This is a genomic window from Compostibacter hankyongensis (genome assembly GCF_039541075.1).
GTDB lineage: Bacteria > Bacteroidota > Bacteroidia > Chitinophagales > Chitinophagaceae > Compostibacter > Compostibacter hankyongensis.
The window spans coordinates 66,988-84,272 of sequence record NZ_BAABFN010000022.1 but is presented as its reverse complement, the minus strand read 5'-3'; the positions used below and the strand labels follow the sequence as shown (position 1 = coordinate 84,272).

Genomic DNA, 17,285 nt, shown 5'->3' with positions numbered 1-17,285 from the left:
TCCAGGCAATCAACTTTAAACTTTAGATGTTAGACCGGAAATCAGAAACCTCAAACCAGAAACTTCAAATCAGAAACCGGAAACCGCTTCCTCCGCCAGCCGGCAATAGTCCGGTCTCACAGTCAGCTCATAGGGCAGCCCCAGCTTCAAGGCGTAGTTCTCATGCTGGTGACCCGCTGGGAAGCCGAAGCAAACCGGAAAATCAAATTCCTTTACCTTATCCAGGATGATCTGCTGTACTGTCTGTCCGAAGGGACCCTCGTCATCCTCCTTCAGCCGGGTAAAACCGCCGATCAGCAACCCTGCCAGGAAGGACAGCCGGCCCGAACGCCTGAGGGTATACAGCATGCTGTCGATATGATAGAATTTTTCAGCCACATCTTCGAGGAACAGGATTTTTCCGTCCGTATCCATGGCCGAAGGAGAACCTGCTAAGGCGGCCAGCAGGGACAGGTTGCCGCCCACGAGTATGCCGCGGGCCGTACCCTGGCGGTTGGCGGCATCGGGCGGGATCTCGTACGACAGCCGGTCGCCCCGCAGCGCACGGCGGAGGCTGAAGGCAGAGGCATCCCGGGTATCGGATTTCAGGTCGATGCACATCTCTGCATGCAGGGTGGGGATATGCAGCTGCGCCTGGATATGGGCGTGCAGCACGGTGATATCGCTGTAGCCGGTCAGCCATTTGGGATGAAGATAAAAACGGTTGAAGTCAAGCCGGTCAATGATGCGCAATGTGCCGTATCCGCCCCGGGCGCAGACGATGGCCCTGATCTCCGGATCGTCCAGCATCTGCTGCAGATCGGCTGCCCGCGTTGCATCGGTGCCGGCAAACTGGTAAAACCGGGTTTGCAGGGTGCTGCCGGTGCGGACCCGGTATCCCCAGCGTTCGAGCGCGGCGATGGCCGGACCGGCGTCTTCCAGTGAAAAATAGCTGCCCGGCGAAGTGATGCCGATGGTATCTCCGGGTTTAAGATAAGGCGGGATGATGGTCATGATATGGCGCCGGTTGGGTTTCTTCCTTCAGAAAGCACGGTTCTCCCGTATGCAGGGTATAGGGTACGCCCAGCTTCAGGGTATAATTCTCCGGCTGGTGCCCCGCAGGAAAGCCAAAGGCTACGGGAAAGGCATATTCCTTGACTTTATCCAGGATGATCTCATAGGCGGTCTGACCAAAGGGCGTATCCGTCTCCTGACTGGCCGTAAAGCTGCCCAGCAGCAGGCCGGAGAGCTTTTCCAGCCATCCCGCCCTTTTCAGGTTCATCATCATCCTGTCGATATTATACAGGTATTCGCCTACATCTTCTATCAGCAGGATCTTGCGTGCCATGTCCGGCGCGGCTGCCGTGCCGGAGAGGTTGGTCAGCAGGGAGAGGTTGCCCCCGATGAGCATGCCCCGGCAGGTGCCCTGCCGGTTCAGCGGATGCGCGGGAAAATGGTAATGGATATCGCCGCCCCTCCAGACCTGGCGCAGGCTTTCCACATAAGGGTCCTGTACCGTAAGGGATGTGATGCCGCTACACATCATGGAGTGGAGGGTGGGAATTCCCAGACGGGCATGTACATGCAGGTGCAGTGTCGTGATATCGCTGTATCCGCAGAGCCATTTCGGATATTGGCAGAAACGGGAAAAGTCCAGCTGATCGATGATCCTTACCATACCATAGCCGCCGCGTCCGAAGAGAATGGCCCTGATCTCCGGATCATCCAGCATCTCCTGCAATTCCCCGCGGCGCACCTCGTCGGGAGCGGAGAAATTATGGTAATGCATACCCGCCGTATTCCCGATCCGTACCCGGTACCCCCAGGAGCTGAGCACGCCTGCGGCAAACTCGGCTACGGGCCTGTCCATCTTGCTGGCCGGGCAGGTGATCCCGATCAGGTCGCCCGGCTGCAGATAAGCAGGTATGTTCATCATTATGAGGGCGTTTGATTACCTTTGCAAAACGGCTAAGTTACCATAAACGGATCAATAACCATACAATGAAGCAATTTAAGCGGTACCTGGTAACGGCAGCGCTGCCTTATGCCAACGGACCTGTGCATATCGGCCATCTTGCCGGCTGTTACCTCCCTGCGGATATTTATGTGCGTTACCTGCGTTCCCGGAAAAGAGCGGTGCAGTTTGTAGGCGGCACCGACGAACATGGCGTGCCCATTACCATCAAAGCCATGCAGGAAAATATTACCCCCCGGGATATCGTCGATAAATATTATGCCCTGATCAGTGAAAGCTTTTCCGAAATGGGCATTTCCTTCGATATTTTTTCGCGTACTTCAAAGCCGGTGCACCATGAAACCGCCGCCGGCTTTTTCAAAAAGATGTATGACGACGGTCTGTTTGAAGAAAAGGAAACCGAGCAGTACTACGACGAAGTGAAGCAGGTGTTTCTGGCAGACCGCTATATCATCGGCACCTGCCCCAACTGCGGCAACGAAAAGGCCTATGGCGACCAGTGCGAACGCTGCGGCAGCTCCCTCAGCCCCGATGAGCTCATCAACCCCCGTTCCGCACTGAGCGATGCGGTGCCGGTAAAACGGAAGACAAAGCACTGGTATCTTCCCCTGCAGCAATATGAACCCTGGCTCAAGGAATGGCTGCTGGAAGGACATCAGGAATGGAAGAATAACGTATACGGACAGTGTAAAAGCTGGCTGGACCACGGCCTGCAAAGCCGCGCCATGACGCGCGACAGCAACTGGGGAGTGAAAGTGCCGCTCCCGGATGCCGAAGGAAAGGTGCTGTACGTCTGGTTTGATGCCCCCATCGGGTATATTTCCGCGACCAAGGAGCTGCTGCCCGACAGCTGGGAGACCTACTGGAAGCAGGACGATACCAAGCTGGTGCATTTTATCGGGAAGGACAATATTGTTTTTCACTGCATTATCTTCCCGGCCATGTTAAAGGCGCACGGCGGATACGTGCTGCCCGAAAACGTGCCGGCGAACGAGTTCCTGAACATAGAAGGGGAGAAGGTGTCCACCTCCCGCAACTGGGCGGTATGGGTGCATGATTATGTAAAGGATTTTCCCGGTCAGCAGGATGTGCTGCGCTATGTGCTCTGTGCCAATGCGCCGGAAAACAAAGACAACGACTTTACCTGGAAGGATTTCCAGGATCGCAATAACAATGAGCTGGTGGCGATCTTTGGGAATTTCATCAACCGGACGCTGGTGCTCATGCACAAGCTGTGCAACGGGAAAGTGCCTCCCTTCCATGCCGACATCGCCGATGAAGCGGACAGGCAGATCGGTCTTTTCCTGCAAAAGCAAAAGGAGAAGATCAAGGATGCGCTGGAACATTTCCGTTTCCGCGATGCGCTGGGAGAGGTGATGAATATTGCGCGGGAAGGCAACCGCTATATGCAGGAAAAAGCCCCCTGGCTGCTGGCGAAGACGCCGGAACTGCAGACGCAGCACCAGCAGCAGATCGATAACTGCATCCATGTTTGTCTTCAGCTTACCGCCAACCTCGGTATTCTGATCAATCCTTTTCTGCCGTATACGGCAAAGAAGATATGTCATATGCTGAAGGTGGTGGATCGTATGCTCGAATGGGAGAATGCCGGCAGCATGAAGCTGGTGAAGACGGGATACAGCCTGCGCGCGCCGGAACTGCTGTTCCGGAAGATAGCCGATGAGGAGATTGCGCTGCAGCTGGAAAAGCTGAGATCAGGCGCTGCCCTGTCTGCTCCGGCCCAACCGGGGAAAACGCCTGCGCAAGCCCCTCCTGCGAACGCGGGACCGGTGCCTGCCGCCAAACCCGAGATCACCTATGAGGACTTTGCCAAGCTGGACCTCCGCGCGGGGATCATCACGGAAGCGGCAAAGGTGGAGAAGGCCGACAAGCTGCTGCGTCTGACGGTAGACCTCGGCGCCGAGCAGCGTACAGTCGTTTCCGGTATTGCACAGCATTATGCGCCGGAGGATATCATCGGCCGGCGGGTCACGCTGGTGGCGAACCTGGCCCCCAGGAAGATGCGCGGCATCACCTCCCAGGGCATGATACTGATGGCCGAAGAGGCCGGCAGCGGCCGTCTTGTGTTTGTAGGCGCCGGAGAGGATGTGCCCCCCGGCAGCGGGGTGAGCTGAGTGCGGCCCCTTTTGCGACAGGCTGTTCCGGAGCGATACCAATATGTTATGGGCGGAGCTTATCTATACGAATCAAAACAGGAGCTGGTTATCCGTTCGGTATTTGTCTTCTATGGCGATGCGGCCGATCAGGCGCTGGCCACCCGGCTGGCGGAAGAAACCGGGCAGATGTGGAATGCGCCCGGGGCGCTGATAAAGGCGAAGGGCCGGCTTTTTGCCGTCCGGTTCGAGATCAGCGGCCTGTACCGGGCCGACCTCTCCTTCGATGAGATACACGGCAATACCGACCCGCATTATAATTTTTTCCGTGTTGAGGAATTCAGCCGATCCGATATCTCCTTTGTGGATGAGATCGGATGCAACACCGGCTATTTCAAGCGGGATAATCTCCTGGACCAGACCACTACCATTGCCCATGAATACGGTCATACCCTGGGTCTGCGCCATCCGGAGATACTGGATATCCGGGGCAAAGGGCAGCCCGGTATCATGTATCCCCGCGGCACCTGGGTAGATGCCCCGTATCAGTGGGACCCCCAGGCCGAGCCCGGTAAGCCGGGGGGCACGCTTAACCCGGCCTGCCGCAGGGTGCTGCCGGAAGATATCGGGCAGCTGTTCCTCGACAGGCTGCATTTTGACACTTCCGGTAAAGCCGTAGTGGGTGACTTTACCAATCTTTACCATAAGCGGCACTGACCGGGCGCAGCAATAATAGCTATTTATTCATCCCATTCCCGGCGGCATCTGTGAAATTCGTGGTAACTTTAGCGCGTTCAAAAAAGGTCAGCCCGGATGATGGAACAACGACCGGTAATTTTAGTTACCAACGACGATGATATTACAGCTCCCGGCATCCATGCCCTCGTGGAGGCGGTAAAGCCATTGGGGAAGGTGGTGGTGGTGGCTCCGGATCGGCCGCAGTCCGGGAAGGGACACGCCATTACGCTGGGGGTGCCGCTGCGCCTGGATCAGGTGGATCTTTTCGGGGATATCGAAGCTTATCAATGTTCGGGGACCCCGGTGGATTGTGTGAAGCTGGCGCGGGACAAGATCCTCCACGGGCCGCCAGACCTCTGCGTCAGCGGCATCAACCACGGCGCCAACCATTCCATCAACGTCATTTATTCGGGCACCATGAGTGCGGCCATGGAAGCGGCTATCGAAGGTATCCCCTCGGTAGGTTTTTCGCTGCTCGATTACCGCTTTGATGCTGACTTTTCGCTGGCTGGGCAGGTGGCGCGCAACCTGTCCCGCTACCTGCTGGAAAAACCGTTGCCCTATGGCACCCTGTTAAATGTAAATGTGCCAATAATCCCTGCCGCAGCGGTGAAAGGCATCCGGCTCTGTCGGCAGGCGAATGCCAAATGGGTGGAGGAATTTGATGAGCGGACCGACCCGCAGGGGAAAAAATACTACTGGCTGACGGGAGAGTTTGAGAACCTGGACGAAGGTGAGGATACCGATGTCTGGGCGCTGGAGCACGGCTATGTTTCGGTAGTACCCGTACGGTTCGACCTGACGCATTACGAACTTAAACAACAGATCGCAAAAGACTGGCCGTTTTGAAATTCCTGAAGAGAGATCAGACCGGACTCGGGCTGGTGCTGGGTTTGCTGGCACCGATAGTGGGCTTTTTTATTTTTTACCTGCTGCGCTTTCTTCCGAATGGCGCATCGCTGGCCAGCTATCTTCAGCTTTTCTCCAATCACCAGTTCCTGATACCCAAGGTAATGAGCCTGAGCCTGCTGTTCAACGCCATCATCTTTTTCCTGTATACCCAGAACCATAAGGACCAGACAGCCCGCGGCATCCTGATTGCCACGCTGGTATATGCCATCGTCATTATTATCTATAAATTGTAAAGTACAGGGCGCTGCGGCGGATAATGTCTGCCTTGCTACCCTCTGAGCATATGCGATATTATATCATAGCCGGTGAAGCTTCGGGCGATCTGCATGGCAGCAACCTGATCCGTGCCTTGCACCGGCAGGATACCGCCACAGAGGTTCGTTGCTGGGGGGGCGATCTTATGCAGGAGGCAGGGGCGGTGCTTGTCAAGCATTACCGCGATCTGGCCTTTATGGGTTTTGCGGAGGTGGCCATGCACTTGCGCACCATCTTCCGGAATCTGGACTTTTGCAAGAAGGATATCCTGGCCTTTCGTCCCGATGCGCTGGTGCTCATCGACTATCCCGGTTTTAACCTTCGCATTGCGCAATGGGCGCATGAGCAGGGGCTGCGGGTGATCTTTTACATTTCCCCCCAGGTATGGGCCTGGAAAGAAAGCCGGGTGAAGCTGATCCGGGAGTGCGTGGATAAGATGCTGGTGATCCTTCCGTTCGAAAAGGCCTTTTATGAGAAATGGGATTATCCCGTGGAATATGTGGGCCACCCGCTTGTAGAGGTGGTCAGAGAAGCGCAGCGCCGCCCTGCGCCGGAATCCCTGGCCGACAAGCCTGTCGTGGCCCTGCTGCCCGGCAGCCGCAGGCAGGAAGTGCGCAAAAAGCTGCCGGTGATGCTGAAGATGGCCGCCGCTTTCCCGGACTATGCCTTTGTGATCGCCCAGGCCCCGAGCCTGGAAGATGAGTTCTTACAACCTTTCCTGCAGGGGTATGATAATGTACGGTGTGTAAAGGGCCGCACCTACGACCTGCTGCGCCAGGCCCGGGCAGCTTTGGTGACCTCCGGCACCGCCACCCTGGAAACAGCCTTGTTTGGCGTACCCGAAGTAGTTTGCTATAAAGGCAGCCCGGTATCGTATTTCCTGGCCCGCCGCCTGATCCGGGTAAAATACATCTCGCTGGTGAACCTCATTATGGACCGGGAAGTAGTGAAGGAGCTGATACAGTATGAGCTGACGCCTGCCAACCTGCAAAAAGAGCTCAACGCCCTGCTTAAGGATGAAGATCACATCCGCAGGCTGAAGGAGGATTATCATCAGCTATGGGATCGTCTGGGTGCCGGGCATGCCTCGGAAGCCGCAGCCGCAGCCATTCTCCGCTATCTCAGTGAATCAGGTGCCGGATCAGCCGTACCAGCAGGATGATGACGCATATCAGGAAGAGCAGAATGGATATCCGGTTCATGCCGTGCATCAGCTTTACATAGGTGGTCTTGGGGGCATTCGGGTCCTGTTTCTTCAGGAAGAGGTAACGCAGCACTTGATCCCATATCTTTTTCATGATCCCGGAAGGTTTGGATATCGTCCGTAAAGATACGATGATCTGCCGCAAGGGGGCGCTCTTCCCGCTATATCCGGGTCAATTTCCGCTGCACTTTGTTTTTTCAGCAAAACCGCTATCTTTGCACTGCTTTTTGAAAGGCATGGGGGTTTAGCTCAGCTGGCTAGAGCGTTTGCATGGCATGCAAAAGGTCACCGGTTCGACTCCGGTAACCTCCACTTAACCGGAAAATCAATCGATTTTCCGGTTTTTTATAAATCAGTAACCCTTTTGATTTCATCTCCAAGTGCTTACGAGCAAAAAATCCCATCATAAAAGTAATTCGATAAATTATATATCGATCCCATTATTTCGTAATGTCATTATTGATTAGAATTGCTGCTCAGTAAATTGATTCTTATTCATTCGTTGGCAGGAAACTTCTTTCTCCAAGAGCCTGGATGACTCCCCGTAATAAATAACTATTGTCAAACCGTATGACATACTTCCGAGTGCCCGCTTTCTCCGGCATCAACATCTTTTTTTCGATCAGTTTTCGCAATTGCCGGGAGACCTCTGCGCTTGCTTTGCGAGGTAATAAGTCCTTTACATTCGCAGCTTGGATAAGCTGCTTTTCTGCTACCCGACGAAGCAATTTTGCTTCCAGTTCTGTAATGTGTCGGCGTTCCAGGGAGTAGTCAATGGCTGGAACCAGGATATGCCGCCGTAAAAAATCATAATTCAGCAGGCGGTCAATTTTTTCTATTTCTTCTTTCAAGCCCTTTAGCACATAGGTGCACCAATTTAAAATCCCTTCGGAGGTTCCGCTATCGGCTTCAGACAGGTGTTTATAATAGTCGTTACGGTTACTGCAGAAAACAGCGGTTGGATTTAGTATTCGACCGATATCGACATTAAAGCCTGACTTAATCAACATGGCGTAAGTAAACAGACGGACTGTCCGGCCATTTCCGTTACCGAACGGGTGTATCCAAACAAAGCGGTGATGAGCGATAGCGACTTTTAATAGATCGTATTTCGGACTGTCAGATCGGTTAATAAATTCCATCAGTTCTTCCATATATTCCGCTATAAGGAATGCATCAGGTGGTATGTGGGTTGATTTGTTGATCTTTACCGCATGTTTTCTATACTCGCCCGGAAGAGCATCTCCCTCTCCAGCCGGTGGTGCAGCCAATCCATCGACGACCATTTTATGCATTTCGCTAAGGAAAGCTCGGTTAATCGGGAACTCTTTAATGTGCTCGTCAATAAAATCCATTGCTTTCTCAATGTTCTGGATTTCCCGGATGCTGGGTGGTATAGAACGATGTTCGTCAAGCTTAGTCTCAATGTATTCGGCAATTGTGGTATTATTCCCCTCGATTCTGGCAGATCCGATACTTTCCAGAGTGTGGAAAATATGTTTCAACTGAAAGAATACGCGGGGATGGGTCGATCCCCGCAACGGTTTTTTCCGCAGGTGATCCAATTCAATGATCAAATCAGTTAATGGAGAGCCGAAAGAGGGTTCCGTCAATTGTAGCGGAAAAGGAGTAAATCGGGCTTCTTTCATGAGCGTTTGTTTTGCATTTTGCACAAGCATTTTGCTCGTGCAGCATTTTCTGATCAAATGACCAACAATTAACAATGCTATATCAAAAGTAGTTAATTTTCAGTAAATTGAAAGAATTGATATAAAAAAACAATTAACACTATCCCGAAATCAGATTTGATTTTGTCGTTGAAACAGCGTCTTTTCGGTTCTAAACCCGGGACTTACCAAGTCCAGCATTTGCTTACCGGCGCTTATGGCTTTTCTGCTCCTCCAGCCTGAACTGAAGTGGAAGGGAGTACTGAACAGTTACCGGCTCGCCGTCCTGTATGCCGGGTTTCCAGGTGGGCATCTTTTTAACTACCCTGATGGCTTCCCTGTCGAGATCGATGTTTACACCCTCTCCGATTTTCACATTTGAGATGCTTCCGGTACGGGTGACAATAAAAATGACGACGACGCGTCCCTGGACATTCTTTTTTCTGGCCCGTTCAGGGTATTTAAGTTCCCTTCGGAGGAAGTTCATCATCGCATTTTCCCCGCCCGGGAACTCGGGCATCCGGAGAAATTCCGTATGCGGAACCGTTTTTCCGTCGGCATTAAAACATTTTCCCCTGACGAACTTGCCGTTAAAGAAGGAGTCCACCCTTTTTGGATGGCCGTTTTCCCAAAAGGTGCGGACCGCGCCGTTGATATCCCTGTTCCGGTAACTGACCGACTGTTTTAGCTGGCCGTTTGCATAATATTTTCGTTGTTCGCCATTAAGGGTCCTTTTTTTGTAATCCGAAAAAAAGCTCTCCGACCTGATCTTTCCTGATTTGTAATAGGTCTTTTCAATGGCCCTGCTCGCATCATGGGGATCATGCCAGACTACTTCATAGTAGTCGGCCGTCTGTAAAAAGGTTGTTTGATTCCCCGCCTTATTGTAATAGGTAGTATCCTGTCCTGCAGCATGCAGTGCAGGCAGAAACAGGATGAGGGCAAGCCATTTTTTTCTCAGCATGCTTGTCGTTTTTCGGATGAAGCAGGATCAGCGTGCGCTTGTCAGCGAAGGATCCAGTTCATGGCTCATTTCATCCACAAATGTTCTGGCCATGTTATCGATATTGTGATTATACAGCGCAATATGGTTTCCCGTGGCGGTTTTCCAGGACTGGAACATTTTTATCGGGGTGTTGGTTTCGCTATCCGGTATGGCTATCCTGCCCCTTTTTACCACTTGGTTATCCTGCAGCAGCTTATAGGATACCACCATGTCTTTCAGCTCCGGCTGTATATATACTGTTTCCAGGGAAATGTAGTACAGTAACCCCACTATCCTTGTTTTGTCATTCAGTGCAAAAGCATGGGGCATTTGTTCTATGGAGAGCTCCAGCTGTTTTCCCTGTAGCGAGGGAATCAGCTTTCCTTTGGCCTGGGTATATACCATATTCTTAAAACGACGGACGGGAATTTCTGTATTCAAAATGCAGGTGTTCTTATAATCAACTTTCCAGTAAACGAGTAGTGGCAACATACGGGTTGATGTATGACTGGAGGAAACTTGCCCTGATCCGGCCGGAAGGGAAGAGGTTATCATAATAGAGCTGTCCTTTAGTTTTCGCTCGGCCGGCAGATGGTTCCCGTACTGTTTGCCTACAAGGCGGTCCATTTTTTTTGCGGTGATACAGCCGCACAGCAAAACGGCCGGCACGATCAGAAAAAGCCATCCTGTAAAAGACCGGAAGGTCTTTCTGGTGAAAGGGTATTGGTGTTTCATCGGAATGAAAATTGATTCGTTATGAAGTGGAATATGCAGTGTTAATCACCCGGCAGATACCGGCGTTCGTCGTCACGGCAGCGCATGACGGCAGGATATGCGCCTGGTTTTTACCATCCCTTGGGTAGGGACCGGTATACAGGAACAGGCCGGAGGGGTTATCCGGAAAAGTTGAGGGAGATGGCAGCGATAAAGAGACCGTTAAAAATTGCCCGGTGCGGGTGAATGCGGGGTAGAAACTGTTGCATACAGCAGGATTTAGGTTAATGCGGTTAAAGCTTTTCGCCCATGAAATATAGGGCGGTTTTTTGTTCTTTCAAAATTATTTTCCGGTCCTCCCCGGATTTACCGGGGTGTTGCAGCCTATCTGCCGCCGCTGATATCGATAAACGTCCCCGCCCCGTATTACTTACCGGCCTTCGGCTGCGCTGCCACCGGCATGGTTAATATCCTTTACCTCCATGATCTGTTTATCGCCGCCGTTGATAAGGCAATGGATCATAGCCTGCCCCACCTGCCGGAGCGTGCCGGCGCTGTTGGGGAAGACGGCTTTCAGGATGGGATACATCCACCCGGCATAGCGATATAGCTTTAGTACATTTCTTTGTCCCGGTGTCGGTTTCATCAACCCGGGACGGAAGCAGTACACCTTTTTAAAAGACATCTTTAGCAGGGCGTTTTCGGTTTTTCCCTTTACACGTGCCCACATCAGCCTTCCCTTTTCGCTGCTGTCCGTTCCGCTGCCGCTGACATAGATAAAAGCCATATCCCGTTGCGGCAACACTCCTGCAAAATGCGTGGTGAGGTCATAGGTGAGCCGGCTGTATTCGGCTTCTTTCATCCCGATGCTGCTTACGCCTGTGCAGAAAAAACAGCCATCGTATCCCTGCAGATTTTCGTCGCCCTTTTTCAGGTTTAAGAAATCAGATACCAGGTATTCCTTCAGCTTGGGGTGCGATCTTCCCGTCGGCTTCCTGCTGACGCTCAATACCCCGGCTATACGGGGATCTGCCAGACACGCCATCATTACTCCTTCGCCGACCATGCCGGTTGTTCCGGTTATGATTACCTTATAGGCCATATACAGGTTATGTCATAAAAATACTTAATTATCGGCAACCTTTATTCCCTTCCGGCGGTAACCCGATCTTTTGCATGATGGTAGTTTCCGATGGCTGGTATTAACTCACCTGCCTTGCCAAGCCCGAACCTGGGCATGTTGTTGTAAACACTTTCGCAGTTCCCTTTCGGAATGAGATAGGTTTCATGCCAGATTCCGACATCTCCATTGCTTTTGATGCGCCGGTTGAAATCCTGCCAGGCCGGAAAGTGCTGGGCGTCTTTGTTCCTTGCATAAGCTTCCAGCTTTTCAAATGATTCCCAATACTGCACCATAATGGTAGTCCGGCCAAACCATGTTTCTGCATGGATAAGTCCCATATCCTTATTGATCATTAGTTCTTTGATCATCCTGGGCATCGCCGCCGCTACCGGTATCCATTTATGAAACTTCCAAAACTTATTAACCCGCATTCCGATCAGGAACACGACAAAAGGTTTGTCCATTTTTGCCGTCATTCGTTGCTTGATAATCATAAATATCTATTTTGAAGCAAAATCATTGCATGCAAGAAATAATGGTTGTCCGTTAATAGTAGTTGTAATTTTATCAAAACTAATCTACGATAAAATTCAATAGTAAAATAATCAATGGTATCAGGTCTCAAGGGATATCCGATGTTAAATATGAAAGAATACAGCAAGCGTCTTTGTCAAAAGATCCTGTTCTATGCAGTAATGGTGAACAGCCCCTTGATGTTGCGGGGCCAAAGTGTTCCGACCCGCCATGTACTGACCCGTCCTGTGATCGAGGGCTCATGGTGGCAGATTGCCGGTAACCCTGACCTCGGGAGATATACTTCTGAAAAGCAACAACCGGTCGATTTTGGTATCTGGCAGGCTGCCGACGGCACCTGGCAACTTTGGTCCTGTATCAGGAATACCCGCTGCGGAGGGCATACGCGTCTTTTTTATCATTGGGAAGGTAAAGACCTCACGGACAAGGACTGGGAACCCAGGGGTATAGCCATGGAAGCGGATACGACTGTGGGAGAAGCCGCAGGAGGGTTACAGGCCCCTTTCGTATTCCGGACCAGGGATACCTTTTATATGGTTTACGGCGACTGGAACAACATATGTCTTGCCAGCAGCGCCGACGGCAAGAAATTTACCCGCGTGCTGAATGCAAAAGGGCGGTCAGACCTGTTTTCAGGCCCTTATGGTAATACCAGGGATCCGATGGTCATGTATGACAGTGGGTTGTATTATTGCTATTATACCGGGCATACCGCTCCGGACGGAACGGTAACAGAAAATGGCAAAGCCGTCCATAAAACATACAAGTCGGCCGATTTCTGCCGCGTCTCTGCCGATTTAAAGCATTGGAGCGCACCGGTTATGGTAGCGGCAGGCGGAGCGGCCGATCAGAAGACCGACTGGTTCGGAGGAGGCGCGGAATGCCCGTTCGTGGTCAAAAAGGATGGGGCTTATTATCTTTTCAGAAACCAGGTCTATGGTAAAAACAATCTGAATACCCAATATGCGTCTGAAGATCCGCGCAATTTCGGGATAGGTAACGACAGCTCCGGTATCGGAACATTGCCGGTAGCTGCTCCTGAGATCGTGTTTTCCGGAGGGGCCTATTATATCGTTGCATTGAACCCTTCGCTGGATGGGATCCGTGTGGCTAAACTCAAATGGGAGCCTGTTGAATAGCCCGGATGCGGGGATCCATGTGTTTGGTCAAGTTCTTTTGTCTGTGGATTGCTGTCCCGAATGAAGCTTTGCCGCAAGGTACGCGTCGGCATGATCGGTCTTGATCTCCACCCACATGGGCAGATGATCGGACATCTGGTAGGTGCGCCAATAGGTTTTGTAATAACGGGTTTTCTCGGCAGCTGTTCTTTTTCTTCCTTTTGAGGTGGTTAGATAAGCCGATCCCATCTCATCTGCATAGCTATGCTCATCCTTTAGGGTAAATATATACTGGTAATAGTCGAAGACGCCTGCTTTGCCGGTAGGTACAAAGCGCCGGGGCTTTACTTTAAAAGCGATCTGGTCATAGAACTTGTTCTTCGGTACATTGGATCCGGGTAAGGATCTCAGCGCATCCGGTATGACGAATCCTGCGGTTTTAATAGCCTGATAGGTCTGGTCTTCAGGACTGTATATGTTGAAGTCGCCAAGCAGGACAAGATTATTGGACCATTCATATTGGTCCGACGCTTTCTTTGCGATGGCGTGCGCTATTTCTTCTATTTCCTTCAGTCGATCAGGATCGTTGGCGGCAGCGCTGCCATAGAGGATGTGTACGGTGGTGAGTATGAAGGTGGTCCATCCGGCTTTGAAACCACAGAGATAGGGCGTTCTGGCAAGCTGCCTGACAGGCTCATAAATAACCTGGCCTGTATGGGGATCTTTTGTCTGAAAGGGGGGCAGCACCATCTCCCCCGCCAATCCTCCAAAACGTACCTTTTGGGTATCGAATAAAAAGGCCAGCCGCTCGCCGTTGCCTTGCGTGCCTGCTGTGACATCGGTAAAAATGTATTTCCAGCGGCTGCCCAGGATGGTGTTCAATGCCTTCAGGGCCGATAGATCTTCTTTTACCTCCTGGATCGCAATGATATCAAAGCGGGAAATGATCTCGGCAATATAATAATAAGCCTCCGCTGTCCTGCCGCCATACTTATGGGTGCCAAATTCCCTGATATTCCAGGTAGCGATCAGGAGATTGGCTTCCAGTTTTTCCGGGATCTGTGCTTTGAGCTTTTCCCTCAGGAGAAGGAGGTTCCGGATGGTACGTTTGCCTTCTGCTGATCGAGGATTGATATTTTGATAAAAAGGCATGCCTGGGATAGCGCAAATCTACCTCCGCATTATTGTATTAATGCTATTTTAAAATGAAATCTGCGTTAATTTTCAGATTGCCTGCGATAATGTGCCTGTCGTATCTCTTTTTCGAAACCCTGATAAACAGATCAATCCGGGTTATTAACGAGCAGCCGGTTTATCAACATCTTTGACCCGGGCCGGTCCTGTCTGATTTATACCCGATAGCTTAATAATTTGATAAACTTATTTTCCCAGATGAAGACGTAACTTTGGGAAATAACCTGAAACTCAGACCTTAAGATGAAGATATCCGCCCTTCTGCTGTCTGTATGCCTGGTGTCCCAGGTTTACGGACAAACCCTGCAAGAATTGGATCGCAAGCGGTTAAGGCTGCCCAACGGATGGAGCCTGACCAGTGTCGGAAAGCAATTGACGCTGGGAGATCTGCCCCTGAATCTGGTGGTGAGCCACAATAAAAAAATGCTGGCGGTGACCAACAACGGACAAAGTACGCAGTCTATAGAATTATTTGATGTAAAAAGCGAACGCCGGCTCGACAGCGTAGCCATTCCCAAATCCTGGTACGGCCTGGCTTTTGACGACCGTGATCAATACCTTTATGCGTCCGGAGGGAACGATAACTGGATCGTAAGGTATAAGATCGACCGGGGCAGGCTGGTTGAGAACGATAAATATGTGCTGGGAAAGCCCTGGCCCAACCCTGTTTCTCCGGGAGGGCTGGCCGTAGACGGAAAGGGCGGATATCTGTACACGGTAGGAGTATATGACAGCTGTCTGTATGTGATGAGCCTGCAACGCAAAAATATCCTGCACAAGATCCATCTCTCCGGTGTGCCGTATACCTGTCTTTTGTCCGGTGATAAAAAGCGTTTGTATGTCAGCCTCTGGGGCGGGCAGAAGGTGCTGGTTTATAATACCGGCACTGCCCGGATTACCGGACAGATACCGGTAGGCAGCCACCCGAATGAAATGTGCCTGTCAAAGGACGGACGTTATCTTTATGTGGCCAATGCCGATGATAATTCCATATCTGTCATTAGCACAGCGGCAAGCAAGGTCGTAGAGACGCTCAATGCGGCTTTGTATCCCAATGCGCCTTCCGGTTCTACCAGCAACGGCGTGGCGCTGAGTGACGATGGTAAAACACTGTATATTGCCAATGCCGACAATAATTGCCTGGCTTTGTTTGATGTTTCCGTTCCGGAGAAAAGCCGTTCGCTCGGTTTCATCCCGGTAGGCTGGTACCCGACCAGTGTGAAAATCATCGGCCGGGATATTTACGTAACCAATGGCAAAGGGCTCAGCTCCCTGGCCAATCCTTACGGCCCGAATCCGGTCAACACTGCGCAAAACGTAATCTATCAGGAAGGGGATACCACGCCGCATAAGATACCGGTGCAATATATTGCCGGTATGTTTAAAGGAACGCTCAGCATCATTAAAGCGCCGTCTGAAGAGCAGCTCGGGATATATTCCCGGGCGGTTTATCAAAACACCCCGTACAGCAAGGAGAAGGAGCTGGTGACACAGGGCCAGCCGGGGAATCCCATTCCTTTTAAGGTAGGCGCGGCTTCACCGATCAAGCATGTATTTTATATCATCAAGGAAAACAGGACCTACGACCAGGTGCTGGGTGATGTAAAAGAAGGTAACGGTGACCCGAGTCTCGTTTTGTTCGGCAAAAAGATCACTCCCAACCAGCATAAGCTGGTGCAGGAATTTGTCCTGCTGGATAATTTTTATGTTGATGCGGAAGTGAGCATGGACGGACACAACTGGAGCATGGGCGCTTATGCCAATGACTACCTGGAAAAGACCTGGCCCACCAGCTATGGCGGACGGGGCGGCTATTATTCAGGCGAAGGTGAGATGGAAATGGGAAATAATAAAAACGGTTTTATCTGGAACAATTGTGCCCGTAACCACGTGAGCTACCGCACCTATGGTGAGTTTATGGGAGATGAGAAGCCCAATATCCCTGCCTTGGTTGGCCATCAGGCCCCTTACAGAAGCTGGGACCTGAATTTCCGGGATACGGCCCGCTTCTCCCAATGGAAAAAAGATTTTGATTCTCTGGTTGCCCGGAATGCCGTTCCCGGACTTTGCACCATACGTTTCGGAAACGATCATACCCAGGGGCTCCGGAAGGGGGCGCCGACACCCTTTGCCCAGGTTGCTGATAATGATCTGGCCGTCGGCTTGTTTATCGATTATTTAAGTAAAAGCCCAGTATGGAAAAGCAGCGTTGTGTTTATCCTGGAAGATGATGCACAGAATGGCCCCGATCATGTGGATGCGCACCGCAGCCCGTTGTATGTGGCCGGTCCCTATGTAAAAAGACACCACGTGGATCATACGATGTATTCTACTTCCGGGGTTTTGCGTACCATAGAGCTTATTCTGGGACTGCCTCCCATGTCGCAGTATGATGCCGCCGCCACACCGCTCTGGCAAAGCTTTACAGCGGATGCTGATTTGTCTCCTTTTGACCATGTGCCGGCTCAGGTAGACCTGGATGACGTTAACCGGCAGGAGAGCAGGGTGGCCAGGCTGAGCGCAGCCATGAATTTTTCCAAAGAAGATGCCGTGCCGGATAACTTGTTTAACGAGGTGTTGTGGCAGGGCATCAAAGGGATTGCCGCGCCGGCGCCGAAGCGGGCGGCCTTTGTAAAGGCGGGCCTCGTTCATGAAGATGATGATGACTGACGATCTTCAGGCTTCCGTTCATAATTTGATAACATATCTGCCACTCATATTTCATATAGTTTTACGGCCGGTTTTAAGCGAGCTGCATTTTACATTCAGGGAT

Annotated in this window: 16 protein-coding genes and 1 tRNA gene; 8 read left to right on the top strand and 9 right to left on the bottom strand. The window is 51.5% G+C overall.

Annotated features, from left to right (window positions below):
• Nucleotides 1–69: 69 nt before the first annotated feature.
• Together ABD851_RS16415 and ABD851_RS16410 are read right to left on the bottom strand one after the other, a co-directional pair.
• Entirely contained in the window at nucleotides 70–993 is a 924-nt protein-coding gene (locus ABD851_RS16415) for a S66 peptidase family protein (RefSeq protein WP_344981329.1), read from the bottom strand.
• Nucleotides 968–1,915, bottom strand: coding sequence for a S66 peptidase family protein (locus ABD851_RS16410; RefSeq protein ID WP_344981327.1), 948 nt, complete (start codon nucleotides 1,913–1,915; stop codon nucleotides 968–970). Before ABD851_RS16410 ends, ABD851_RS16415 begins: the two co-directional genes overlap by 26 nt.
• Before the next feature lie 65 nt (nucleotides 1,916–1,980).
• On the opposite strand from ABD851_RS16410, the gene metG reads away from it, so the two are divergent.
• The 5 genes from metG (at nucleotide 1,981) to lpxB (ending at nucleotide 7,135) form a co-directional block, all read left to right on the top strand.
• A complete protein-coding gene (gene metG, locus ABD851_RS16405) occupies nucleotides 1,981–4,089 on the top strand; it encodes a methionine--tRNA ligase (RefSeq protein ID WP_344981325.1) in 2,109 nt (702 codons plus the stop codon).
• A gap of 48 nt (nucleotides 4,090–4,137) precedes the next feature.
• Nucleotides 4,138–4,785, top strand: coding sequence for a zinc metalloprotease (locus ABD851_RS16400; RefSeq protein WP_344981323.1), 648 nt, complete (start codon nucleotides 4,138–4,140; stop codon nucleotides 4,783–4,785).
• Nucleotides 4,786–4,881: 96 nt separating this feature from the next.
• On the top strand, nucleotides 4,882–5,655 hold the full coding sequence (gene surE / locus ABD851_RS16395; protein WP_344981321.1) for a 5'/3'-nucleotidase SurE: 774 nt from the start codon (nucleotides 4,882–4,884) through the stop codon (nucleotides 5,653–5,655).
• Entirely contained in the window at nucleotides 5,652–5,951 is a 300-nt protein-coding gene (locus ABD851_RS16390; RefSeq protein WP_344981319.1) for a hypothetical protein, read from the top strand. Before surE ends, ABD851_RS16390 begins: the two co-directional genes overlap by 4 nt.
• A gap of 50 nt (nucleotides 5,952–6,001) precedes the next feature.
• Nucleotides 6,002–7,135, top strand: a complete 1,134-nt coding sequence (gene lpxB, locus ABD851_RS16385; protein WP_344981317.1) for a lipid-A-disaccharide synthase — start codon at nucleotides 6,002–6,004, stop codon at nucleotides 7,133–7,135.
• Here the strand turns inward: lpxB and ABD851_RS16380 are convergent.
• On the bottom strand, nucleotides 7,095–7,271 hold the full coding sequence (locus ABD851_RS16380) for a DUF6728 family protein (RefSeq protein ID WP_344981315.1): 177 nt from the start codon (nucleotides 7,269–7,271) through the stop codon (nucleotides 7,095–7,097). The genes lpxB and ABD851_RS16380 overlap by 41 nt on opposite strands.
• A 144-nt stretch (nucleotides 7,272–7,415) precedes the next feature.
• On the opposite strand from ABD851_RS16380, the gene ABD851_RS16375 reads away from it, so the two are divergent.
• Nucleotides 7,416–7,489, top strand: a tRNA-Ala gene (locus tag ABD851_RS16375).
• A 179-nt stretch (nucleotides 7,490–7,668) separates the two neighbouring features.
• Here the strand turns inward: ABD851_RS16375 and ABD851_RS16370 are convergent.
• From ABD851_RS16370 to ABD851_RS16350, 5 genes are all read right to left on the bottom strand, one after another.
• Entirely contained in the window at nucleotides 7,669–8,826 is a 1,158-nt protein-coding gene (locus ABD851_RS16370; RefSeq protein WP_344981313.1) for a Fic family protein, read from the bottom strand.
• Between the two features lie 223 nt (nucleotides 8,827–9,049).
• A complete protein-coding gene (locus tag ABD851_RS16365; protein ID WP_344981311.1) occupies nucleotides 9,050–9,808 on the bottom strand; it encodes a TonB family protein in 759 nt (252 codons plus the stop codon).
• 27 nt (nucleotides 9,809–9,835) lie between these two features.
• Entirely contained in the window at nucleotides 9,836–10,270 is a 435-nt protein-coding gene (locus tag ABD851_RS16360) for a hypothetical protein (RefSeq protein WP_344981308.1), read from the bottom strand.
• A 703-nt stretch (nucleotides 10,271–10,973) separates the two neighbouring features.
• The gene (locus ABD851_RS16355) at nucleotides 10,974–11,645 is read right to left on the bottom strand and encodes a Rossmann-fold NAD(P)-binding domain-containing protein (protein ID WP_344981306.1); all 672 of its coding nucleotides are present in this window, start codon (nucleotides 11,643–11,645) and stop codon (nucleotides 10,974–10,976) included.
• Nucleotides 11,646–11,686: 41 nt separating this feature from the next.
• Nucleotides 11,687–12,160, bottom strand: a complete 474-nt coding sequence (locus ABD851_RS16350) for a DUF4188 domain-containing protein (RefSeq protein ID WP_344981304.1) — start codon at nucleotides 12,158–12,160, stop codon at nucleotides 11,687–11,689.
• A 150-nt stretch (nucleotides 12,161–12,310) separates the two neighbouring features.
• Here ABD851_RS16350 and ABD851_RS16345 point away from each other — a divergent pair, with 150 nt between their 5' ends.
• A complete protein-coding gene (locus ABD851_RS16345) occupies nucleotides 12,311–13,339 on the top strand; it encodes a glycoside hydrolase family protein (protein ID WP_344981301.1) in 1,029 nt (342 codons plus the stop codon).
• A gap of 27 nt (nucleotides 13,340–13,366) precedes the next feature.
• On the opposite strand, the gene ABD851_RS16340 is transcribed toward ABD851_RS16345, so the two are convergent.
• Nucleotides 13,367–14,470: an endonuclease/exonuclease/phosphatase family protein gene (locus tag ABD851_RS16340; RefSeq protein WP_344981299.1), complete on the bottom strand. Its 1,104-nt coding sequence runs from the start codon at nucleotides 14,468–14,470 to the stop codon at nucleotides 13,367–13,369.
• A 285-nt stretch (nucleotides 14,471–14,755) separates the two neighbouring features.
• On the opposite strand from ABD851_RS16340, the gene ABD851_RS16335 reads away from it, so the two are divergent.
• Nucleotides 14,756–17,182: an alkaline phosphatase family protein gene (locus tag ABD851_RS16335; protein WP_344981297.1), complete on the top strand. Its 2,427-nt coding sequence runs from the start codon at nucleotides 14,756–14,758 to the stop codon at nucleotides 17,180–17,182.
• Nucleotides 17,183–17,285 lie beyond the last annotated feature (103 nt).